This is a genomic window from Pseudomonas sp. TH08 (assembly GCF_016651275.1).
Taxonomy (GTDB): domain Bacteria; phylum Pseudomonadota; class Gammaproteobacteria; order Pseudomonadales; family Pseudomonadaceae; genus Aquipseudomonas.
In genome coordinates this window covers 91,135-112,353 of the sequence record NZ_JAEKEE010000003.1, presented here as the reverse complement: position 1 = coordinate 112,353, position 21,219 = coordinate 91,135, and the positions used below count along the sequence as shown (strand labels likewise).

Genomic DNA, 21,219 nt, shown 5'->3' with positions numbered 1-21,219 from the left:
GAAGCCTTGCAACGGTATGACAAGGAGCGCCGGAAGGTCGGGATCACGCTGAAGTCCGTGAACAGTATTATCGATTGTCCCTTTTGGGTTGACAGTGAAACGCCTTTCAACCGATTTATCCCCGTTCGATGCGTCAGTAATCTGTACCCAACTTGAACGCAACAACAACTTCCAACATCGAAAAGGGACGCACACCATGACCACTCCAACCTACAACCGCCTGAACAAAGACGACGCCATCGTGCTGCTGGTCGATCACCAGACCGGGCTGATTTCGCTGGTGCAGGACTTCTCGCCGAACGAGTTCAAGAACAACGTTCTGGCCCTGGCTGATCTCGCCAAATTCTTCAATTTGCCGACCATCCTCACCACCAGTTTCGAACAAGGCCCGAACGGCCCGCTGGTGCCGGAGCTGAAAGAGATGTTCCCGGATGCGCCGTACATTGCTCGTCCAGGCCAGATCAACGCCTGGGACAACGAAGACTTTGTCAAGGCGATCAAGGCTACCGGCCGTAAGCAGATCATCATTGCCGGCGTAGTGACGGATGTGTGTGTGGCGTTCCCGACGTTGTCGGCGCTGGCGGAAGGGTTTGAGGTGTTTGTCGTGACCGATGCTTCCGGCACCTTCAATACCACCGTGCAGCAGGCGGCGTGGAGTCGCATGACCCAGGCTGGCGCGCAACTGATGAACTGGTTTTCGGTGGCGTGTGAGTTGCACCGTGACTGGCGCAACGACATTGAAGGCCTGGGCAATCTGCTGTCGCAGCGGATCCCTAACTATCGCAACCTGATGAATGGCTACGCGGCGCTGACCGCTCAGCAGAAGTAATCACGCATTGCTGCATCGCCAAGCCTGCCCTGAAAAGCAGGCTTTTACTTTTTCTGACGTTTCAAGCCAAATCTAAAGCTGAGTCAATACTCGGAGAAGATCATCATTCCAGAGGTATTGTCCGATACGATTTATAAAGCCGCTGCACCTCAGGATCATCCAGACTCTCGTACGTGATGCCTTCCTTATCCATGCCATCCAGCCCTTTGATACCGCCAATCATTTGCGGCCATTCTTCACGACTGGAGATTTCGCTGATAAACGGTGCCAGATAACCATCAAGATGGCACTGAAAAGGATCTCGAATTTCGTCACTGAGCGCCCGTAAATAGTCATCCTTGTTCGTCTTCGACCAATTGATGGCGAATCTGCTCCGAAATCACAGTTCCATGTAAACGAGCAGAATGGTGCGACCATTTCCATCCAGAAAAGGATGAGCAGAAGCCAGCTGACCCATTACCTCGCCAGGCCGGGCACGAAAACGTTTCTTGTTTGCTGCGAGTTCAAAGGCATATTCGACGGACCTTCTGATCAGGTCGGGACGCTCGAATATTGTGTGATGAGGATCATCCTTCGATCCTTTGAAAACCGCCAGATGGGGGACTAGTTCGTACCTGTCTTTCCCCGCCCAGGGATAAAAGCCGGAGAACAGGATTTCATGTGTTTTGAGGACCGCCGTATAGTCGATGGGCTTTTTCTTGGCGAGATAGGCAAGGGCGTCGTCGATACTGGCTTCGAAAGAGAGGTGCTCCGCCTCTTTTACTTCGACGGGGTCCTGGAGTTTGAGTGTGTTGTGAAGATAACCTTCAGTCTCGAAATTGCCGAAGGGGTCAAAGGTCATGCGCTGAGTTGCTTTTTGCAACGTCTCTTTTCCTGCAGGTAACGTCCTTGCAGGGCCATGATCTCTGTTTTGCTAAGAATGCCCTTTCTTTTGAGGTTCACGAGTAATTGCTCAATTCCGTCCAGTTCCACGACATCACCCGCCAGGCGCGTGATCGTGACCGCCATGCAACTCAGGCTGTCACGGTCGGCGGTAATCTTGTGTTTCCGGGCGAGCAGGCGAACTTCATTCGCAACGTTGTCAGTGGTTGATCCAGGCATTTGGAATCCCTCGTGTTCTGTTTCGGAGCATAGCACGGCGTCGTTTCTGTAGGCACACGAGGGAGTTCTCGACTAACCATATCTGGAGGCGAGACCAGGAGTCGGCGACCCACGCAACGTCTCGGGAACGGCCACCCAAAGCAGAATCAACGCAGCGGCGGCGACCACCGCCAGAGTCAGGAACGCGGCACTGTAGCCAGCGGCCTGCACCACGAATCCCGCAAGGCCGTTACTCAATGCAGCGCCCAGACCGAACGCAGTCGAGAGTGCGCCCAGGCTGACGTTGAAATGCCCGGTGCCCAACGTGAGGTCTTTCACCACCACTGGAAACAGCGCGCCGAAAATCCCCGCGCCCACACCGTCGAGCAACTGCACCGCGACCAGCCAATAAGGGTCGTCGGACCACACATAGAGCACGCCACGCAACGGCAAAATCAGGAATCCTGCTAGCAGCAACGGCTTGCGCCCCCAAACATCGGCCTTGGCCCCGCACAGCAACGCGACGGGCACCATGACCAACTGCGCCGCCACGATGCAGGCGGAGGTCAGTGGCGTGGCCATCTGCAAATTGGCTTGCGCCAGTTTCTGGCTCACCAGCGGCAGCATCGCCGCGTTCGCCAAGTGGAACAACGCGCAGCACACGGCAAACATCAGCAGCGGTTTGTTCTTGAGGAGTACCGACAAACCAGAGGGTTGTGTGCCATGCCCGGCACTGCCGGGGTTCAGGCCCCGCGCCAGATCATGGTCGATGGCTGTTGGCGAGACAAAAGACACGGCGATGACACTGGCGAGCGCCATCGCCGCCATGAGATAGAACACCGCTACCGGGCCGAGCAGGTAGGCAAACAAGCCTGCCAACAATGCCGCACAGGCGTTGCCGGCGTGGTTGAACGTTTCGTTGCGCCCAGTGCGGCGGGTGAACGCGCGAGGCCCGGTGATGCCCAGGGTGATCGCGCAAATGGCCGGGGCAAATATCGAGGCAGCCGCTGCGCTCAAGGCTTGCGTCAACGCCACCAGACTGAAAGACGTCACGAAGGGCAGCAGCAGGCAGCTGCCGGTGACGATCAGTGCCGCGATGGCGATCAGTGCGCGTTTGGCGCGGCTGCTGTCGACCAGTGCGCCGGCCGGTGTCTGGGTAATCAGCGCGGCGATGCCGGCTATTGTCATGACCACGCCGATACTGGCCGGGTCCCAGTGATGCACGGCCAGCAGATAGATCGCCAGATAGGGCCCGAGGCCGTCGCGCACATCGGCGAGGAAAAAATTGAGGCTGTCCAGCGAAAGGTTATTGCGGCGATCCAGATGATTGCTCACAGCAGCCTCACTCGATGTTGGTGGACATCAGATTGCTGACCCGTGAAACCAGGGTGTCGACCGCAAAAGGCTTGGTCAGCACTTGCATGCCCGGCCCGAGTTGACTGCTGCCAATGACAGCATTTTCTGCGTAGCCGGTAATGAACAAAGTCTTCAGTTTTGGCCGGATGGCCCGGCCCGCATCGGCCAGTTGTCGTCCGTTCATGCCGCCCGGTAATCCGACATCGGTGATGAGCAAGTCGATTTGCGCATTCGAGCGCAAGACTTGCAAGCCTTCGACGCTGTCGCCGGCTTCCAGCAGGTTATAACCCAGTTCGCCAAGCACATCGTTGAGCAACATGCGCAGCGTGGGTTCGTCGTCGACAATCAGAATCGTCTCGCCTGGTTTCGCAAGCGGTGTTGTCGTGCTGTGCGTGGCATCGTGATTTTGCAGCGCCTCACCGTAGTAGCGTGGCAGGTAGATACACATCGTGGTGCCTTGGCCGACTTGCGACTGCGCGCGCACCTGTCCGCCGGATTGCTTGGTGAACCCGTAGATCATCGACAGCCCCAGACCGGTGCCCTGGCCAAGTGGTTTGGTGGTGAAAAACGGGTCGAAGGCTTTGGCGATGATGTCGGGCGCCATGCCGGTTCCGGTGTCCGTGACGCACAGGCACAGGTACTCACCTTCGGGCAGATCGAGGGTTTGCGCAGACTGCACCGCAATCGATCGGTTGGAGGTTTCCACCGTGATGCGCCCACCATCGGGCATGGCGTCGCGGGCGTTGATGCACAGATTCAGAAGGGTGTTTTCCAGTTGACTGGCGTCCACCAGTGCCGGCCACAGATCGGGGGCCGCCAGCGTCTTCAAGCGAATGCTCGGGCCGACGGTGCGCTGGATCAACTCGGTCATCCCGACAATCAGCGTGTTGACGTCGGTCGGACGCGGGTCGAGCGTCTGGCGGCGGGAGAACGCCAGGAGACGATGGGTCAGGGCGGCTGCACGACGGGTCGCGCCTTGAGCGGTGACCATGTACTTGTCGACGTCTTTCAGGCGGCCCTGAGCGATGCGTTTTTCCATCAGCTCCAGCGCTGCCGATATGCCGGCCAGCAGGTTGTTGAAGTCATGGGCCAGACCACCGGTCAACTGCCCGACTGCTTCCATTTTCTGTGATTGCCGCAGTTTCTCTTCGGCCTGCATGAGATCGGCCGTACGCGCCGACACGCGTTGTTCGAGGGTGTCGTTGAGCGCGCGTAACGCCGCGTTGGCGCGGTCACGTTCGGCTTCGACGTTGCGCCGCTCCTCGACATCGATCAGCACGCCGGGGAACCGCAGGGGGTGCCGTCGTCTGCGCATTCGACGCGGCCGTTGGCTTCGATCCAGTTGTATTTTTCATCGGCGCCGCGCACCCGGTACTGATGGGAATAAGCGCCGCCGCGGGCAATCGCTGCAGTGATCGCGCCGGTGAGTCCGTCGCGGTCGTCGGGGTGCACGGTCATCGCCACTTGTTCCAGGCTCAGGCCGTCGCGACCCAGCGCCGGGTCAAGGTTGAATACGCGGGCAAAGCCTTCGTCCACGGCGAAGCGATCGTTCGGCAGATCCCAGTGCCAGGTGCCGATAATGGCGCCAGCGGCGAGGGCGAGTTGTACGCGCTCGACGTTTTCCCGGGCGACGGCTTCGCTGATTCGCAGTCGCTCCTCAGCGTCGCGGCGTGCGGTGACGTCGCTGAAAAAGATCGCGATCTGTCGATCCTCGGGGGCACCCACGCGAACGGCGCGCACGTCGAACCAGCGCTCAAAGGTGTTGGCGTAACTTTCGAAATTCGCCGGTTCGCCGGTCTTGGCGACGTGGCCGTAAGTTTCGAACCAGAAACTCTCCAGATTGGGCGCGAACTCGGTGACCCATTTACCCCGCAGGTTGACCCCTGCGTGCCGTTCGAATGCCGGGTTGGCTTCGACAAAGCAGTAATCCACGGGGCGGTCGTCGGCGTCGAATTTGACTTTGACGATGGCGAACGCTGCCTCGATGGTTTCCAGAATGGTGCTGAAGCGCTCTTCGCTCAGGCGCAACGCGGTTTCGGCACTGCGCGAGCGGGTCAGGTCGAGCATCGCGCCGATCATGCGTTCGGCTTTGCCGTCGGCGTTGCGGATCAAGTGGCCGCGATCGAGCACCTCGGCGTACGACCCGTCTTCGCAGCGGAAGCGATATTCGGCGCTCCAGGTCGATTCGCTGCCGGCAATCGCCGAACGGATCGAGGCCTGGACGCTGTCGCGATCCTGCGGGTGCATCTGGGCAAAGCGCCAATCACTGCTCGAATTGATGGCGGCGGGCGGGAATCCATAGGCTTGCTGCAATGCTTCGTTCCAGACGATCTGTCCGGTTTGCAGATCCCAGTCCCAGACCGCATCGCGGGTCGCCTTGACCGCCAGACGATAGCGCTCTTGAGTCTCGAAGAGTGCGCGTCCGGCCAGATGTTCGTCGGTGCGATCACGGAGGATTTTCACAAAGCCCAGATGCGCCTGATTGTCCGCGTACAGCGGCATCAGCTCACCCGATGCCCAGAACAGTTGGCCGTCCTTGTGCAGATGCCAGCGCTCATCCGAGGCACGTCCTTCGAGCAACGCGCGCTGCATTTCCAGTCCGACACGGCCGGCGGCACGATCCGCCGGAGTGAAAAAGCGCTCGGCGCTCTGGCCGAGCATTTCCTCGGCGGTCCAGCCCATGACATTGGCGGCACCGGAGTTCCATTCGGTGATGATGCCCAGTGGATCGGTGACGACCATGGCGAAATCCACCGCGCATTCGAAGATTGCCCGCTGACGTGCCTCGCTGCTGGCGAGCGCGATCCGGCTGGCAGCAAGTTGCGTGGCCATGTCGAATTGAGCGGCGGCTGGCGAAGCCACTGCGCCGCTTTCGAGTGCCTGGCGCAGACGCAGGACCTCTGATTCAAGCGCCTCACGAGTAAGATGTTTCAGGGATTCCACCACTCATGCCTTATTGATTGTTGTGCTCTGAGCTCATTCAACGTACTGCAAACGAACACTCTGGATCACCCATTGACACGGCGCCTCATGCTTAAGTTGCAGCTTCAAAACGACTGACCGTTATCGAGGATGTCGAGCAACTTCTGTCCTCGCTGCCAAAGCGCCTGCTGCTTGGCTTGAGGCATGCGGTCGAGGTTTTTGTACATCATGGCCATACGCTGATTGCCACGCAGCAAATCGCCATGGCGCAGCAGAAAATGCCAGTACAGCGCATTGAACGGGCAGGCGTTGTCGGCGGTGCTTTCGCTGACCTTGTAGGCGCAGCCGCGACAGTAATCAGACATGCGATTGATGTATTGGCCGCTGGCGCAATAAGGCTTGGAGCCGAGGTAACCACCGTCAGCGTGCATGACCATGCCGAGGGTGTTGGGCAGTTCCACCCAGTCGAAAGCGTCCATGTAGATCGCCAGGTACCACTCGCAGATCTGGCTCGGGGCGATGCCGGCAAGCAGGGCAAAGTTACCCGTGACCATGAGCCGCTGGATGTGATGGGCGTAGGCGTGTTTCAGGCTTTGACTGATCGCCTGGCGCATGCAGTTCATTTGCGTTTCGCCAGTCCAGTAGAACGCTGGCAAAGGCCTGCTGTTGGCGAATGAATTGCCTTGGGCGTAATCAGGCATCTTCAGCCAGTAAACACCGCGTACGTATTCGCGCCAGCCGATCAGTTGCCGAATGAATCCCTCGGCGGCGTTGAGCGCAATGCTGCCTGACCAGTAAGCCGACTCGACGTCACTGCACAGCTGCCGCAGATCGAGCAGACCGATATTCAGCGCAGCACTGATGCGTGCATGAAACAGAAACGGCTCATCGTTGGCCATGGCGTCCTGGTAATCGCCGAATCCGGCCAGGCCGTAATCCAGAAAGTAATTCCATAACGATTGAGCGTCGGCGTGGGTAACCGGATAGTTGAAATCGTCAACGACACCGTAGTGGTGACTGAAGCGCTGTTTGACCAGCGCGAGTACTTCGCGGGTAATGGCGTCTGCGGTAAAGCCGACCGGGTAGGGGGCTTTCACGCCCTTGGGCAGGGCTTTGCGGTTTTCCGCGTCAAAGTTCCAGGCACCGCCGACCGGTGTACCGTCGCCATTGATCAGTAATCGGCTCTTGCGGCGCATCTCACGGTAGAAGAACTCCATGCGCAGCTGTTTTTTGCCGGCCGCCCACGCGCTGAATTCGGCGCGACTGCACAGAAAACGCGTATCGGCGTGCCAATCAATGGCTACACCGCACTCCTTGAGAGACTGCTCCAGGCGCCAGTCGCCGCACTCAGTGACGTGCAGTTCGGCCGGTTGCAGGAGGGCCTGCCAGCGCCGCAATTCAGCCGGCACCGATCCACTGTTATTCGGGTCTTCCAGAGTGACGTACTCGACGCGTACGCCTCGGGCCTGCAGCGCCTTGGCGAAATGGCGCATGGCGCTGAAGATCAGGACGATCTTCTGCGGGTGGTGAGGCACATGGCTCGCTTCCTCCATGACCTCGACCATCAAGACCGCATCACTTGCGCGATCGAGCCCCTGCAACGAGGCGAGGTCAAACGACAGTTGATCGCCGAGGATCAGGTACAGCCGGTGGGTTGCTTTCATGCGAACGGATTCAGCCTGATGAGAGGCAATAGAGTTAGCCAGCGGTCGAGGGGTCTTTGTTCAGATAGTTGTACGGAAATAGGATTTTGTATAGGTTTTTTGATCAGCCGGGATACGCCGGGTAATCGACATAGCCTTCGGCATTGCCGCCGTACACCGTCGCCGGGTTCAGCGGATTCAATGGCCAGTCATTGGCAATGCGCGCCGGCAGGTCCGGGTTGGCCATGAACGGGCGGCCGAACGCGACAAAGTCGGCCAGGCCTGAGTCGAGCAACTGCGCGCCCGATTCGGCGTTGTAGCGGCCGGCGTAAATGATCGCGCCGCTGAACGTGTCGCGTACGGCCTGACGAAAGGTTTGTGGCATCGCTGGCGCGTTGTCCCAATCGGCTTCGGCGATGGACAGGTAAGCAATGCCGACGTCTTCCAGCACTTTGATGGCTTCGATGTAAGTGCTGTGCGGATCTTCCTCGACCATGCCCAGATACGTCCGCGCTTCGTCGGTGGTGGTGAACAACGGCGCGAAACGCACGCCGACTTTTTCTTTGCCGATGCATTCGGCGACACCGGCCACCACTTCACGCAAAAAGCGCAGGCGATTGTGCAGCGAACCGCCGTATTGATCGGTGCGCAGATTGCTGTGGGCGGAGATGAACTGGTTGACCAGATAACCATTGGCGCAATGCAGTTCGATGCCGTCGAACCCGGCGTCCATGGCGTTGCGTGCGGCCTGGATGTACAGCTGAATCAAGTCCTGCACTTCATCGGTGCTCAGTGCGCGAGGCGCGGAGGGCGCGACCAATTCACCGGCACCCGGCGCGGTTTCGATGAACACGCTGACTCGGTCGGTGGCCACGGCCGAGGCCGATACCGGCGCTGCGCCGCCAGGTTGCAACGCGGTGTGGGAGACGCGGCCGACGTGCCAGAGCTGGGCGAAAATCACCCCGTCGACGGCGTGCACAGCCTCGGTGACTTTGCGCCACCCGGCAATTTGCTCGGGGGTATGAATGCCCGGCGTCCAGGCGTAACCCTGGCCGCGCGGTTCGATTTGCGTGCCTTCGGTGACGAGCAAACCGGCGCCGGCACGCTGCTGGTAATACTCGGCCATCAATTCATTGGCGATGTTGCCCGGCTGTGTGCTGCGCTGACGGGTCAGGGGCGGCAGGACGATACGGTTTTTCAGGGTGTGCAGGCCCAGCGTGGCGGGCGTGAAGAAAGCGCTGTTATTCATGGGGTACCTTGTCTGTGGTTTATTAGACCAGTCGACTATTTTTCGGGCGAAAAAAACGCCGTGCGACGCGCACACGGCGTTCGGGTGAAAGGTCATTCGCGGAAACTTGCGCCAATAATCAGCCGAGCATTTTCAGCAGTTTTTCGGCAACGGCGGCGGAACTGGCAGGGTTCTGGCCGGTGACCAGTTGCCCATCGGCGACCACATGCACTTGCCAGTCGGCGACTTTCGAGTAACGGCCACCGAGACGCTGGAACTCGTCTTCGATCAGGAATGGCACGACATCCGTCAGGCCGACCGCCGCTTCTTCGGAATTGGTGAAACCGGTGACTTCGCGATGCTGAATCAACGGTTTGCCATCAGCCCCGACCACATGACGCAATACGCCCGGTGCGTGGCAGACAAAACCGTGTGGCTTGTTGCTGCGGTCGAAGGCTTCGATCAAGGCGATCGAGTGTTTGTCTTCGGCCAGATCCCACAGCGGGCCGTGGCCACCTGGGTAAAACACCGCATCGAAATCATCAGCGCTGACGTCGGCCAGGCGTCCGGTGTTGGCCAGTGCCTGTTGGGCGGCCGGGTCATTGCGGAAGCGATCGGTTTCAGCCGTCTGTGCGTCGGGCTCATCGCTTTTCGGGTCGAGTGGTGGCTGCCCACCGGCTGGCGAAACCAGCGTGACGTCGGCGCCGGCATCCTTGAATGCGAAGTAGGGGGCGGCGAACTCTTCCAGCCAGAAGCCGGTTTTCTTGCCGGTGTTGCCGAGTTGATCGTGGGAAGTCAGAACCATCAAGATTTTCATAGAGCACCCTGGGGTTGATCGAGTGGCGTCACTGCGCAACGGATTTGCGCAGCGGCGACACCGGAAGATTGCATGTCGGGGCGCAGCATAGTTTCCAATTAGACCAGTCGTCTAGTATTTTTTTATCGGAAGATTTTTCGTCGGCAGGTGTGGCAAACTTCCCATCCTGTGAAATATACGACTGGTCTATTGTTTGGTAATCAGCACCCCATGAAACCGACCTACGACGATACTCGCCAACATTTGCTCGACACCGGCCACCGGATGATGGCCGAGAAGGGGTTCACCAGTGTCGGCCTCAACGAAATCCTGCAAACCGCCGGCGTGCCCAAGGGCTCGTTCTATCACTACTTCAAATCCAAAGAGCTGTACGGCCAGGCCTTGCTTGCGGATTACTTCGTTGGCTATCTGGCGGACATGCAGCAACGCCTGACGTTGCCTGGGCTGACGGCGTATGAACGGCTGATGGATTACTGGCAGGGCTGGCAGGATCGCTGCACCCTGGAAGGTCACGGCGACGAATGTCTGGTGGTGAAACTCAGTGCCGAAGTCGCCGACTTGTCCGAGTCGATGCGCCTCACCTTGCGTGATGGCGCCGAACAAGTGGTGGCGCGCATCACCGAATGCATCGAGCAGGGCCAGGCTGAAAAGAGCCTGCCCGAGGGCGATGCCCGGCAACTGGCGGAAACCTTGTACCAACTGTGGTTGGGCGCCAGTTTGCTGAACAAGTTGCAGCGTACGGGGCAATCCTTGAATACGTCGATGGCCATGACCAGGCGACTGCTGCGCGCCTGAGCGCATGGCTACCCAGCGCCGACCTGGCGGACAGGTCGGCGTTGATAGCTCGCCTCAGAACTCTGGCGTGTACTTCACGCTGAACATCACATTGCGCGGATCGCCGAAGTTGTTGTTGCCATTGAGCTGGTTGTACGCGGCGGCGTAATAGCGCTTGTCGAACAGGTTGTTGGCGTTCACCGCCAGACCGATTTCCTTGCTCAACTGGTAGCCGAGGCGAGCGCTCCAGACGGTATAACCCGCCACGTCGTAGGTGTGTTCATAGCCCAGCGTATGGCTTTGCGTGGTGAAACCAAGGCCTGTACTGACGCGTTCCCAGTCGCCGCTGAACTGGTAATCGCCCCACACCCGCAGCATGTGTTTCGGCGTCCAGGTGCTGAAGACTTTGCCTTCGTTGTCCGGGTCATCGAGGTATTTGGTGGTGTTGTAGGTGTAGCCGGCGAAGAGTTGCAGGTTGTTCAGGACTTCGCCGCTGATCTCGGCTTCGATCCCCTGACTGCGGACTTTGCCGGCGGCATTGGAGCAATACCAACCGTCGCAGACCATGCCCGACGCGAGGTCGTTGATGGCGCGGTTCTCCTGGTCGTAGCGGAACAGCGCCAGCGAGGTATTCACCCGGCCATCCAGCAATTCGCCCTTGAGGCCGACTTCGTAGTTGCTGCCCACCACTGGTTTGAGCGCCGTGCCGCTCGCCGTGCGGTTGGTCTGCGGCTCGAACACGTCGGTGTAGCTGGCGTACACCGCCCATTCGCGGCTCAAGTCGTAGACGATACCGGCATACGGTGTGACTTCGCCGGTTTCGTTCATGGTGCTTTCCGGTTGAGGGATCGCCACATTGCTGAAGGCTCTTTGCGTTGCGTATTTGTAGCTGTAGTCGAACCAACTGACGCGCGAGCCCAGCACCAGAGTCAGCGAGTCGATCGGTTTTACGCGCCAACTGCCATACAAGCCCTTTTGGCGAATGTCGTATTTGCTCGGCGTTCCTTGGCCGCCCGGTGTGTTCAGTAGCCCTTCGTAACTGATGTCCGGCCGGTCATGGTCGATGTCGAAAATCGTGTCAGTGCTGTTGGTGTTAAAGGTTCGAGCGTATTTGTCGTCGGACGTGTATTTGGAATAGTTGCCGCCGAGCATCACTTCGTGGGCCATCGACAAGGCTTCGAAGTGGCCGGTGACATTCATGTCGAGACCGAGTTTGGTCGAGTCGAAATCGGTGACGAAGTCCGCGTATTGAATGCCGCTGCCATCGGGGTTGATACCGTCGCCGCTGGTTTGCAGACGCTGGCTTTTGCCCTTGTTGGTTTCATCCATGCGCACTGCGCCGACCTTGAATGCCCAATCGTCGTTGAAACGGTGCTCCAGATCGGCGTAAAGCGTGGTGACGTCGATGTCCAGATGGTTCCAGCGCGCGCCGCCGTAGGTCGATCGCGGCACATTCAACGGCTTGCCGTCGGAGTAGCGAGGCAGGCCACGGATCATCGGGCGTGACTCGCCATCAGAGTTGCTGATGGCCAGACCGAGCGTAGTGTCGTCGCGCAGATCGAAGTCCAGTGCGCCGTAGAGCGAGTGGGTTTTGCTCCATTCGTAATCGACGAACGACTGGCTCTGGTCTTCGTCGGCAACGAAGCGCCCGCGTACGGTGCCCGATGAATTCAGCGGGCCACCGGCATCCAGTTGCAGGCCGTAGTGATCCCAGGAGCCGGCCTTGCCGGTAATGGTCACGGTCGGCGCATTCTGACCGCGTTTGCGCACCAGATTGATCGCGCCGCCGGGGCTGCCGGTGCCTTGCAGCAGGCCGGATGCGCCACGGAGAATTTCCAGGCGATCGAAGAAAATCAGATCCTGCGTCGCCCAGTTGCCCAAGCCATAGAAGTTGCGCGGGATCGGCACGCCGTCGTACTGCCAGTCATCGATCTGAAAACCGCGCGAGGTGAGGATCATACCTTTGCCCACGCCCTGAACACCGACCAGACCTGTGGTTTTGTTCGCCGCGTCCTTGAGATCGGTGAGGCCTTGGTCATCCATCTGTTTGCGGGTCATTACCGTGATCGACTGCGGAATTTCCTTCAGCGTATGAGTGCCTTTGCCGATGGTCACGGCACGCGCGGCGTAGGAGCCCGAGCCTTCGGTGGTGGCGTCGAAGCTGCGTTCGACGATGTTCGTCGCGTCCAATTGCACGGCGGCACTGTTATCGCGGGCCGGCTCGACGCTGAAATTGCCTTGCCCCGTCACGCGCAACTGCAAACCGCTGCCCGCCAACGCTTTCTGCATGGCTTGTTCAGCGGGCATTTGGCCGGTCACTGCCGGCGCACGTTTGCCCTGCACCAGTGCCGGCTCCAGCGAAATGATCTGCCCGCTCTGGCCGGCGATGGCATTGAGCGTGCTGGCGAGAGGGCCTGCCGGCAGGTTGAACGTCAGGTCTTGCGCCAGCGCTGAAGTCGACAGCGTTGCCAATGCAACGGCAGCGGAAAGGTTACGGGGCCACGTGTTGAACACAACATTCTCCTGTTTTTGTAAAAGCGTCAGGAGATAGGTCGGATGAGAAATGAAAACCGGACACAAACAAGAACGATTTTCATAAAATATTTTTTCGAGCTCATTTTTTGCCGATCAACGTCAGCCACGGGCTGTAGCGTTCCACACGAATCGGCAGGGTTTCGGCCAGGGCACCGAAGGTTCGTTCGGGATCATCGAGCGGGAACACGCCCTGCACGCGCAAACCGCGCACCTCAGGTGCTACGCGCACAAAACCGCGATGGTAGGGGCGTAGCGCATCGACCACTTGCTCCAGCGACTCATCGAGCACATTCAATCTGCCGTTCAACCATTCGGCTCGGCGACGCTCGTCGTCGCGGGCAAAGGTGATGTTGCGCGAGGAGAGCAACGCGGCCTGACCTTCGCGGACGATTTGTGTGGTGCCGTCAAACAACCGCGCTTCGACTGAATGCTGCAACACCACCAGACGGCTGGCGTCCTGCTCCTGAGCGACGAGAAAGCGCGTGCCCAAGGCGCGCATGTCACCTTCGGCAGTGCGCACGATCAGCGGTCGGCTCGGGTCGGGTGCGACGTCGATCACCAGTTCGCCGTGGCGCAGAATGACCATGCGTTGCTGGCCATCGAAACGCAGATCCACCGCGCTGTCGGCGTTGAGGCTCAGGCGGCTGCCATCGCTCAAATTGAAATTCTGACGCTGGCCACGTCCGGTGTGCAGATCGGCCAGCAGCGACTCACCGAAATGGCTTTTGCTGCCAAGCCACAGGCTGCCGCCAAGCAAGCCGAGGCCGGCAATCACGCGCAAGGCGTCGCGGCGCGAAGCGTTTGGCTGCAATAACACCTGACGGGCTTCGCCGGCCTGACCGGGCAAGCGCCGATCCAGCGCGCGAACCGTATTGAACGAAGCGCCAAGGCGTTCGTGCAGTTTGTCCCACGCCTGACGGTGAGCACGATCGCTCGCCAGCCAGGCGTCGAAACGCTCCTGCAGGGCGGCGTCAGGCGTACCCGCGCGCAGTGCGACCATCCAGTCGATGGCTTGCTCGCTGACCGGATCGAGGCGCGGCTTGCTCATGAGGCCATTTCGCACAGGTAGCACTGACGCAACGCCTGTTTCATGTAGCGGCTGACCGTGCGCTCCGACAGCCCGAGTTTTTGCGCAATCGCCACGTAGCTCAGGCCATCCAGTTGGCTGTAGAGGAACGTGGCTTTGACGATCAATGGCAAACCGTCGATCGCCCGGTCGATGGCGACCAGTGCTTCAATCAATTGCAGTTGTTCTTCGGGGGAGGGCACCAGCACCTCCGGCAACGCAGACAACCGCTCAATGTAAGCAAGTTCCAGTTTGCGTCGGCGATGACGGTCGAAGATCAGCCGCCGCGCAATGGTCGACAGGTACGCGCGCGGTTGTTCGATGGAGTCCGGATCGACGCGAGCCACCAGCAATTGGCAAAACGTATCGGCGGCAGTGTCCTCGGCGTCCGCGTGATTGCGTACCTGGCGATTGATGTGTTGCAGCAGCCAACGGTGATGGTCGCTGAAAAAGAATCCCAGCTTGCTGGACGGGGGAGATTGCACTGGTGGGCTTTCCAGATGTTAGTGAGAATCTCTCTCAATACTACCTGTGTCGCCAGAGCCAGCGCAATCGGTCTGTCGTGTCCGGCGTACTTGCCGTTAAAGCGCCGCCCATTGCTCGCGGTATTGCAGGAGGAAATCGACGAAGGCGCGCACGTGTTGCGGCACATAGCGGCCGTGTGGGTACAGCAAGGTGTAAGGCCTTGAGCGACCGCTATAGTTTTGAAGCACCTCTACGAGGCGGCCGTCCGCCAGTTCCTGTTCGACAATGAATTTATAAGTCTGGAACAGTCCCGCGCCATGTTTGGCCAAGGTTACGCCGCCGAGCACGTCGTCTGAGCAGGAGTAACCGCCGTCGGAAAACACCTCTCGGTCCTTGCCATCTTCCTGAAACAGCCAGGAAATCCGCCGCCCGCTGCTGGGCAATTCGAACTGGATGCACTCGTGCTGCGCCAGATCTTCCAGGGTCTGCGGCGCGCCCGCTTTGTGCAGATAGTCGGGCGATGCCACCACCACCAGTCTGGCGTCTTCAAGCAGGCGTGCAATCAGCGTCGAGTCCGGTTGTGCGCGGACACGGATCGCCAGATCGTAGCCCTCGGCGACGAAATCGATATTGCGATTACCCAAGTGGATGTCCACTGTGACTTCGGGGTAAAGCGCTCGAAATGCTGGCAGCAACGGCAGAATGCGATGATGCCCGTAAGTGGTTGGAAGACTGATGCGCAAGCGTCCCGACGCGGTCGTTTGCGCGCCCATGACTTCTTGTTGCGCCTCGACCAGTTGAGTCAGGGCCTGGCTGCACTGGACGAAAAAATTACGCCCAGCCTCGGTCAACCGAATGCTGCGCGTGGTTCTGGCGAAAAGCCGCGAACCGAGGCGTTGCTCCAGACGCAGAATCGATCGGCTCACCGCTGCCGGTGTCACCCCGGCTAGCTGTGCGGCAGCGGTGAAGCTGCCGGCCTCGGCGGCGAGGCAAAAGAGTTCGATACTGCCCAACTGCAAGTCATCAAAGTGGCGTTTCATAAAGGCGGACACCGAGTCTCAACGGACATTTCATCCCGGTGTTTACTACATGAAACGGCACCGCCGGTATACCCCGACAGTGCCGTTTCCTGATGCAGGGACAACCGAGCAATCAATGCCCGGCGCTCTGACCGCCATCGACGTGCAGGATCTCACCGGTGACGAAGTTCGCGCTGTCCAGATAGAGGATCGCTTGGACGATGTCGTCAATCTCGCCCATATGACCCAGCGGATGCAGGCTGCCCAACGCTTCGTGAGTCTCCACACCATGCATCGGCGTCTTGATGATGCCCGGCGACACGGCGTTGACCCGAATGCCGCGCTTGGCGTATTCGATGGCCAGCGATTTGGTTGCCGCGTTGATGCCGCCCTTGGTCAGCGAGGCCAGCACTGAAGGTACGCCGTCGATGGCATGGTCAACCAGACTAGTGGTCACGCTGACGATGTGGCCGCTGTTGTGCTTCTCCATCTCGGCAATCGCCAGTTGCGAGATGTGGAAAAAGCCGCTCATGTTGGTGGCCACGACCTGGGCGTAATCCGCCTGGCTGTACTCGGTGAATGGCTTCGCGACAAAGATGCCCGCGTTGTTGACCAGCGTGTCGATGCGACCGAAACGGGCCATGGCTTGGCGAATCACGCGCTCGGCGGTGGCAGGGTCAGCGATGTCGCCAGCGACGGTCAGAATGTCCGGATCCGTAGACGGCTGGATTGAACGGGATGTCGCGACCACTTGAAAACCGCGCTCACGGAAGCCTTTGACGAGGCCTGCGCCAATGCCGTGAGATGCGCCGGTAATCACTACGACTTTATTGGACGTGCTCATGATGATTCCTCATGTAATCGAGATGAATTGAGTGAACAGATTTTCAAGGGTCAGACGTGAGCGACAACCTGCGCCGCCTGGAGCAGCGCTTGCCGGTAATCAGCGACCGATTGCGATCCGGACAGGAGGTGCCGGTCGTTGATGATCATCGCCGGGACCGACTGGACGCCGCGTTGCTGATAAAACGCTTCAAGTTCGCGGACTTCGCGAGTGAACTCCGCCGAGGCCAGCACGGCTTCTGCACGCTGGCTATCGAGCCCCGCGTCCTTGGCCTGATTCACCAGCGTCTGGCGGTTATCCGGGTTTTTTCCATCCGTGAAGTAAGCCCGCAACAGGACTTTTTTCAGTGCGCGCTGGCGCCCCTGTGTCGAGGCCCAGAACAGCAAACGGTGGGCATCGAACGTGTTGTAAAAATGACTGCGTTTTTCCAGGTCGAAGCGAAAGCCGATCTCCTCACCGCGTTGAATGATCATCGCGTTGCGCTGCGCCACTTGCTCCGCGGTGCGACCGTATTTGCGCATCATGTGCTCGATAGCGGGTTCGCCAGCCGCGGGCATGTCCGGATTCAGTTCGAACGGCTTGTAGCTCAGTTCCACCTCGACTTCGCCCGCCAGACTCTCGATCGCTTGCTCAAGTGCAGTAACGCCAAGCGCGCACCATGGGCAGACGACGTCCGAGACAACATCGATTTTCACCACCCGGCTCATGATGGCGAGTCCGACAACTGTTTGCGGTACTCCGTGGTCGTCATGCCGGCGTAACCCCAGTTATCGGTGTCGACTTCCTCGATGACGATGTGCGTGAGTTTCGGATCCTTGTTGAGCACCCGTTCCATCGTTTCCGTGATCTCCTTGATCACTTGGGCTTTCTGCTCGCGGGTGACGCCATCACGAGTGATGCGCACGCTGATGAAAGGCATTTGAGTCTCTCCAGTGGCCAACCTGTCGGATTGACGGGCTGCTGTTGGAGAGAACTTTAAGAAGTTGCAGGGGGTTGATAAATGGGGTTTCAGGTACATCATTTGTGATGTGGTGTATCAAATGCCAAGAACACAGAGCCGGCCTTTGGACCCCATTCGGCGATAAAACGACGGGGGCGGGTAAGTCAAGTCTGCCTAAACGAGGGGCGCTGCCATAACATCGCGGTCTTACGGAGCAATCGATGATCGATGAAGAACAGCTAGTGGATCTTTATGAAGCCGGCGATGCGCTGGCTGGCGGAGATAGCAGTGCAATGCAACGTTTACTTCCACACATGAAAAACCGCGAGTCGTACAGCGACATCCCCGTGCTGTTCTACGTCGCTGAAAACGTGAAGACACTCGATTTTCTTGCGGAAAATGACGTGGATTTTTTCAAAAAAACAGCTTGGGCGGTGGCAGTTTGCTGCATCGCACGGCGCTGGAAAGTGATGATTCCGTCTTCGCATGGGTACTCGGCTGGTACAAAACCCACAACCTGATTGACGTCCCTGATGACGCGGGCGTTACGACGTTGTCGGCACTTTTGAAACTCGGCCCGATAGAGCGTGCAAGTCAATTGATCGACGCTGGAGCAAGCGTTGGCTCAGTGGCAAACAACGGTCTGACCCCGGCGCGACAAGCCGTTTTCCATATGGGAGAAGAAGCGCAGGCAATTGAAGGTCTGAAGATACTTCTAGCGCATGGATTGACCGTGGGTGCGGATGAGGCCGTCTATTTGGCGGACGCCGCGCGAAGCATTGAGAGACCCGTGCTTGCCCATTGGATTGAGGATTGCTTTCAGGAAGTAATACGTTGATATGTTCCGCTAGGTTCAAAACTCGTGCGGCAGGGCTTAAAGGCATGCAGTTCACGCCGTTGGAAAACGTGCTCTGGTCGGCCGGCAAACCAATTTGAAACAGGGACTTGTTTATGCAAAAGGCTGATTCTGTAACGCCGGACCCTTCGCAGCAGCAGGTGTGCGACAAATATGCGCTGACACCACACCCTCCCGAGACGATGGTGGCCATTGCCCTGGACACTCTGCACAAATCACCGATTTACGGGAGCAGAATCACCTTACCCGAGGGCGGCACAGTCAGTTGGTTCATTCACTGCGGTGAGCACTCGTCGGCCATTGATTTTTATCAAACGCTGCACGCAAGCCATTTGGTCGACGAGTTGCCGGAAGTGCTGAAGTATCTTTTCCTGCCCGAAGGATCCAGGTTCATTATCGACAGAGACGGCTACGAAGACGTCTGGATGGCGGCAGCGGAATCGTCTGCCGATTGAAAGTGCAGAGCGTCACGCCACCAGTGAAAGCTATCCTTTGAGCACGAATATGACTGATGTTTTTCACAAGATTATTTTCAAGCTAACGCCTGACGAAGATGATTACCCACCCTTCGCGGCTGAGTCGGTATGGGGCATCTACCGAGGGGATGACGTTTACGAGATCGACAACACACCGTATGGACTTGATTGTCCTGAATGGCGATCTCATACAAACCGTGTAAGTCCAGACGTTGCAGTGAGCCAAGCAGGAAAGAGCCCAAACGCATTCAATCGCTTGATATCGACCTTGGCGCGAATACTCTGAGCAATGCCTGTTTCTATCCGGCTCAGGCCAGCATTTCGCTGATCCATCGTACTTGCCGGGCCACGTCTTGCACCTTCGCCTCTGGCAAAGCCTGCTGCGCCCGAGCGAACTGGGCCAGCGTCTTCTGCTTTTCATGCAGCCGGTGTTGCCATTTGCTCAGAAACGCCGGGCTGCGTGCCTGCATTTGCAACGGGCCGAAGTACAGTTCCTGGTCGGTGTAGGTCACGGCTGTGGCGCGTTCGGCGACGATGATTTCGTAGTCGAAGCGGTTCTCGCGCAGGATTTCCTCGAAGAGGATGCGGTAGCCGTTATCCATCAGCCATTGGCGCAGCGGTTGCTCGCCGCCGTTGGGTTGCAGGATCAGGCGTTCGGTGCCGTTCAGGTGAGCTTTACCGCTGGCGAGGATGTCACGGATGGTCTCGCCGCCCATGCCGCAGACGGTGATCACGGTGATGCCATCGTCGGGTTTGATCGCCGCCAGACCATTGGCCTGGCGAACCGTGATGTAATCGTGCAGGTCGTTTTCGCGAACGGTGCGTTCGGCCGAGCGGAACGGCGTCAACGCCACTTCGCCAGCCACCGCAGCTGCAATGACACCCCGGCGCATCAGTGCCACCGGCAGATAGCCGTGATCCGAGCCGATATCGGCCAGCCGTGCGCCAGCTGGCACGTGCGCAGCCACACGCTCCAGGCGCATGGACAATGTCTGTTCGTTCAACGGCAACCCCTGCTCAACACAAACCTGCGGCATTTGCGGCCGCAAAAGGGGTGCGACTTTGTCGAGCAACGCCGGGCATGTCAAATCCCGGCGACAGAATCGAGTCTGCCCATTGGCAGCTCCTTGCTGCCAAAGGGCTTGTGCGGTCAGCCCGCGAGGGTGGCGTTGTCGATCACAAAGCGATACTTCACGTCGCCCTTGAGCATGCGCTCGTAGGCGTCGTTGATCTGCTCGGCGCGGATCAGTTCGATGTCCGAGACGATGCCGTGCTCGGCACAGAAGTCGAGCATCTCCTGTGTCTCGGCAATGCCGCCGATCATTGACCCGGCAATCGTGCGCCGCTTCATGATTAGGTTGAACACGTTCGGCGATGGATGCGAAGTGGCCGGCGCGCCGACCAGCGTCAGTGCGCCATCGCGCTTGAGCAGCACGAGGAAGGCATCGAGATCGTGCGGTGCCGCGACGGTGTTGAGGATCAAATCGAAACTCTTCGCGTGCACGGCCATTTCCTCGGCATTGCGCGACACCACTACCTCATCGGCACCCAACGCTTTTGCCGCGTCGCGCTTGGATTCGGAAGTGGTAAAGGCCACGACATGCGCGCCCAGGGCATGCGCCAGTTTGATGCCCATATGACCGAGGCCACCGATGCCGACCACGCCGACTTTCTTGCCCGGCCCGGCGTTCCAGTGACGCAGCGGCGAGTAGGTAGTGATACCCGCGCACAGCAGTGGAGCAACGGCCGCCAGTTGCGCTTCGGGGTGGCGGATGCGCAGCACGTAGCGTTCGTGCACGACGATGTTTTGTGCGTAGCCGCCGAGCGTCCAGCCCGGTGCGTCCGGGGTCGGAAAGTTGTAGGTACCGATCATGCCGTCGCAGTAGTTTTCCAGACCGCTTTCGCAGTCGTCGCAGTGTTTGCAGCTGTCGACGATGCAACCGACACCGACCAGATCGCCAACCTTGTAATCCGCCACGTGCACACCGACGGCCGAGACGCGACCAACAATTTCGTGACCCGGAACGCAAGGAAATTGCGTGCCAGCCCATTCGGCGCGGACCTGATGCAGGTCCGAGTGGCAGATGCCGCAGAACGCGATATCGATCTGCACGTCATGGGCTGCCGGCGCGCGACGCTCGATCTGCATGGGTTCCAGGGGTTTATCGCCAGCGTGGGCACCGTAGGCTTGTACAAGCATGGGAACGTCCTCAATCGGTTTGTCGTGGGAACATTCTTGGGGTTTTGCCCACGCGTGCAGTAGTGCATTCCTGTGCAATCCTTGCCTGATCCTGCGAGACCTTGTGACGTTGCGCCGACAGACGCTCGCCCTGTTTGCAGGTAATCTGCCGGTTCTGACTAAAACAAAA

General features: G+C 59.0%; 19 protein-coding genes and 2 pseudogenes. 5 read left to right on the top strand and 16 right to left on the bottom strand.

Translation table 11 applies throughout. From position 1 onward, the window contains the following. The first annotated feature begins 196 nt into the window (after window positions 1-196). Complete coding sequence (gene ycaC / locus JFT91_RS13935) at window positions 197-829, top strand: isochorismate family cysteine hydrolase YcaC (RefSeq protein ID WP_201226867.1); 633 nt, start codon at window positions 197-199, stop codon at window positions 827-829. Between the two features lie 103 nt (window positions 830-932). Here ycaC and JFT91_RS13930 read toward each other — a convergent pair. From JFT91_RS13930 to JFT91_RS13900, 7 genes and pseudogenes are all read right to left on the bottom strand, one after another. After that, window positions 933-1,670, bottom strand: a pseudogene (locus JFT91_RS13930) (Fic family protein). Then, the gene (locus tag JFT91_RS13925; RefSeq protein ID WP_201232737.1) at window positions 1,667-1,930 is read right to left on the bottom strand and encodes a hypothetical protein; all 264 of its coding nucleotides are present in this window, start codon (window positions 1,928-1,930) and stop codon (window positions 1,667-1,669) included. Before JFT91_RS13925 ends, JFT91_RS13930 begins: the two are co-directional and overlap by 4 nt. 72 nt (window positions 1,931-2,002) lie before the next feature. Beyond that, window positions 2,003-3,244, bottom strand: a complete 1,242-nt coding sequence (locus tag JFT91_RS13920; protein ID WP_201232736.1) for an MFS transporter — start codon at window positions 3,242-3,244, stop codon at window positions 2,003-2,005. A gap of 7 nt (window positions 3,245-3,251) precedes the next feature. Then, a pseudogene (locus tag JFT91_RS13915) lies at window positions 3,252-6,160 on the bottom strand (PAS domain-containing hybrid sensor histidine kinase/response regulator). 152 nt (window positions 6,161-6,312) lie between these two features. Beyond that, the gene (locus tag JFT91_RS13910) at window positions 6,313-7,851 is read right to left on the bottom strand and encodes a cryptochrome/photolyase family protein (RefSeq protein ID WP_201232735.1); all 1,539 of its coding nucleotides are present in this window, start codon (window positions 7,849-7,851) and stop codon (window positions 6,313-6,315) included. A gap of 103 nt (window positions 7,852-7,954) precedes the next feature. Further along, window positions 7,955-9,079, bottom strand: a complete 1,125-nt coding sequence (locus tag JFT91_RS13905) for an alkene reductase (RefSeq protein WP_201232734.1) — start codon at window positions 9,077-9,079, stop codon at window positions 7,955-7,957. Between the two features lie 118 nt (window positions 9,080-9,197). Beyond that, the gene (locus JFT91_RS13900; RefSeq protein ID WP_201232733.1) at window positions 9,198-9,875 is read right to left on the bottom strand and encodes a type 1 glutamine amidotransferase domain-containing protein; all 678 of its coding nucleotides are present in this window, start codon (window positions 9,873-9,875) and stop codon (window positions 9,198-9,200) included. Between the two features lie 210 nt (window positions 9,876-10,085). On the opposite strand from JFT91_RS13900, the gene curR reads away from it, so the two are divergent. Next, complete coding sequence (gene curR, locus JFT91_RS13895) at window positions 10,086-10,670, top strand: TetR family transcriptional repressor CurR (RefSeq protein WP_201202756.1); 585 nt, start codon at window positions 10,086-10,088, stop codon at window positions 10,668-10,670. A 54-nt stretch (window positions 10,671-10,724) separates the two neighbouring features. Here the strand turns inward: curR and JFT91_RS13890 are convergent, their stop codons facing one another. From JFT91_RS13890 to JFT91_RS13860, 7 genes are all read right to left on the bottom strand, one after another. Further along, complete coding sequence (locus JFT91_RS13890; protein ID WP_201226862.1) at window positions 10,725-13,163, bottom strand: TonB-dependent siderophore receptor; 2,439 nt, start codon at window positions 13,161-13,163, stop codon at window positions 10,725-10,727. 100 nt (window positions 13,164-13,263) lie between these two features. Beyond that, on the bottom strand, window positions 13,264-14,232 hold the full coding sequence (locus JFT91_RS13885; RefSeq protein ID WP_201232732.1) for a FecR domain-containing protein: 969 nt from the start codon (window positions 14,230-14,232) through the stop codon (window positions 13,264-13,266). After that, on the bottom strand, window positions 14,229-14,735 hold the full coding sequence (locus JFT91_RS13880) for a sigma-70 family RNA polymerase sigma factor (protein ID WP_201226861.1): 507 nt from the start codon (window positions 14,733-14,735) through the stop codon (window positions 14,229-14,231). The genes JFT91_RS13885 and JFT91_RS13880 overlap by 4 nt, the downstream gene beginning before the upstream one ends. Window positions 14,736-14,831: 96 nt before the next feature. Continuing rightward, on the bottom strand, window positions 14,832-15,755 hold the full coding sequence (locus JFT91_RS13875; RefSeq protein ID WP_201232731.1) for a LysR family transcriptional regulator: 924 nt from the start codon (window positions 15,753-15,755) through the stop codon (window positions 14,832-14,834). Between the two features lie 112 nt (window positions 15,756-15,867). Then, on the bottom strand, window positions 15,868-16,578 hold the full coding sequence (locus JFT91_RS13870; RefSeq protein ID WP_201232730.1) for an SDR family NAD(P)-dependent oxidoreductase: 711 nt from the start codon (window positions 16,576-16,578) through the stop codon (window positions 15,868-15,870). 50 nt (window positions 16,579-16,628) lie between these two features. Further along, window positions 16,629-17,285, bottom strand: a complete 657-nt coding sequence (locus tag JFT91_RS13865; RefSeq protein WP_201232729.1) for a DsbA family oxidoreductase — start codon at window positions 17,283-17,285, stop codon at window positions 16,629-16,631. After that, window positions 17,282-17,497 carry a tautomerase family protein gene (locus JFT91_RS13860; RefSeq protein ID WP_201232728.1) on the bottom strand — a complete coding sequence of 72 codons (216 nt, stop codon included), beginning with the start codon at window positions 17,495-17,497 and terminating at the stop codon, window positions 17,282-17,284. The genes JFT91_RS13865 and JFT91_RS13860 overlap by 4 nt, the downstream gene beginning before the upstream one ends. Window positions 17,498-17,739: 242 nt before the next feature. Here JFT91_RS13860 and JFT91_RS13855 point away from each other — a divergent pair, with 242 nt between their 5' ends. The 3 genes from JFT91_RS13855 to JFT91_RS13845 all read left to right on the top strand — a co-directional run bounded on the left by JFT91_RS13855 (window position 17,740) and on the right by JFT91_RS13845 (window position 18,829). Next, entirely contained in the window at window positions 17,740-18,039 is a 300-nt protein-coding gene (locus JFT91_RS13855) for a hypothetical protein (RefSeq protein ID WP_201232727.1), read from the top strand. Continuing rightward, window positions 17,961-18,356, top strand: coding sequence for an ankyrin repeat domain-containing protein (locus tag JFT91_RS13850; RefSeq protein WP_201232726.1), 396 nt, complete (start codon window positions 17,961-17,963; stop codon window positions 18,354-18,356). The genes JFT91_RS13855 and JFT91_RS13850 overlap by 79 nt, the downstream gene beginning before the upstream one ends. Before the next feature lie 113 nt (window positions 18,357-18,469). After that, window positions 18,470-18,829 (top strand): immunity protein Imm33 domain-containing protein, encoded by a 360-nt coding sequence (locus JFT91_RS13845; RefSeq protein ID WP_201232725.1) that lies wholly within the window; start codon window positions 18,470-18,472, stop codon window positions 18,827-18,829. Between the two features lie 329 nt (window positions 18,830-19,158). Here JFT91_RS13845 and JFT91_RS13840 read toward each other — a convergent pair whose 3' ends face one another. Both JFT91_RS13840 and JFT91_RS13835 read right to left on the bottom strand, forming a co-directional pair. Beyond that, the gene (locus JFT91_RS13840) at window positions 19,159-19,854 is read right to left on the bottom strand and encodes a tRNA (adenine(22)-N(1))-methyltransferase (protein WP_347340635.1); all 696 of its coding nucleotides are present in this window, start codon (window positions 19,852-19,854) and stop codon (window positions 19,159-19,161) included. 146 nt (window positions 19,855-20,000) lie between these two features. Next, the gene (locus JFT91_RS13835; protein ID WP_201202763.1) at window positions 20,001-21,050 is read right to left on the bottom strand and encodes an NAD(P)-dependent alcohol dehydrogenase; all 1,050 of its coding nucleotides are present in this window, start codon (window positions 21,048-21,050) and stop codon (window positions 20,001-20,003) included. Between the last annotated feature and the right edge of the window lie 169 nt (window positions 21,051-21,219).

Excerpts from the sequence above, each read along its gene's own strand:
- ycaC (WP_201226867.1), top strand. The coding sequence starts at position 197 with ATGACCACTCCAACCTACAACCGCCTGAACAAAGACGACGCCATCGTG.
- JFT91_RS13925 (WP_201232737.1), bottom strand. The coding sequence starts at position 1,930 with ATGCCTGGATCAACCACTGACAACGTTGCGAATGAAGTTCGCCTGCTC.
- JFT91_RS13910 (WP_201232735.1), bottom strand. The coding sequence starts at position 7,851 with ATGAAAGCAACCCACCGGCTGTACCTGATCCTCGGCGATCAACTGTCG.
- JFT91_RS13905 (WP_201232734.1), bottom strand. The coding sequence starts at position 9,079 with ATGAATAACAGCGCTTTCTTCACGCCCGCCACGCTGGGCCTGCACACC.
- JFT91_RS13900 (WP_201232733.1), bottom strand. The coding sequence starts at position 9,875 with ATGAAAATCTTGATGGTTCTGACTTCCCACGATCAACTCGGCAACACC.
- curR (WP_201202756.1), top strand. The coding sequence starts at position 10,086 with ATGAAACCGACCTACGACGATACTCGCCAACATTTGCTCGACACCGGC.
- JFT91_RS13885 (WP_201232732.1), bottom strand. The coding sequence starts at position 14,232 with ATGAGCAAGCCGCGCCTCGATCCGGTCAGCGAGCAAGCCATCGACTGG.
- JFT91_RS13875 (WP_201232731.1), bottom strand. The coding sequence starts at position 15,755 with ATGAAACGCCACTTTGATGACTTGCAGTTGGGCAGTATCGAACTCTTT.
- JFT91_RS13870 (WP_201232730.1), bottom strand. The coding sequence starts at position 16,578 with ATGAGCACGTCCAATAAAGTCGTAGTGATTACCGGCGCATCTCACGGC.
- JFT91_RS13865 (WP_201232729.1), bottom strand. The coding sequence starts at position 17,285 with ATGAGCCGGGTGGTGAAAATCGATGTTGTCTCGGACGTCGTCTGCCCA.
- JFT91_RS13860 (WP_201232728.1), bottom strand. The coding sequence starts at position 17,497 with ATGCCTTTCATCAGCGTGCGCATCACTCGTGATGGCGTCACCCGCGAG.
- JFT91_RS13855 (WP_201232727.1), top strand. The coding sequence starts at position 17,740 with ATGATCGATGAAGAACAGCTAGTGGATCTTTATGAAGCCGGCGATGCG.
- JFT91_RS13845 (WP_201232725.1), top strand. The coding sequence starts at position 18,470 with ATGCAAAAGGCTGATTCTGTAACGCCGGACCCTTCGCAGCAGCAGGTG.
- JFT91_RS13835 (WP_201202763.1), bottom strand. The coding sequence starts at position 21,050 with ATGCTTGTACAAGCCTACGGTGCCCACGCTGGCGATAAACCCCTGGAA.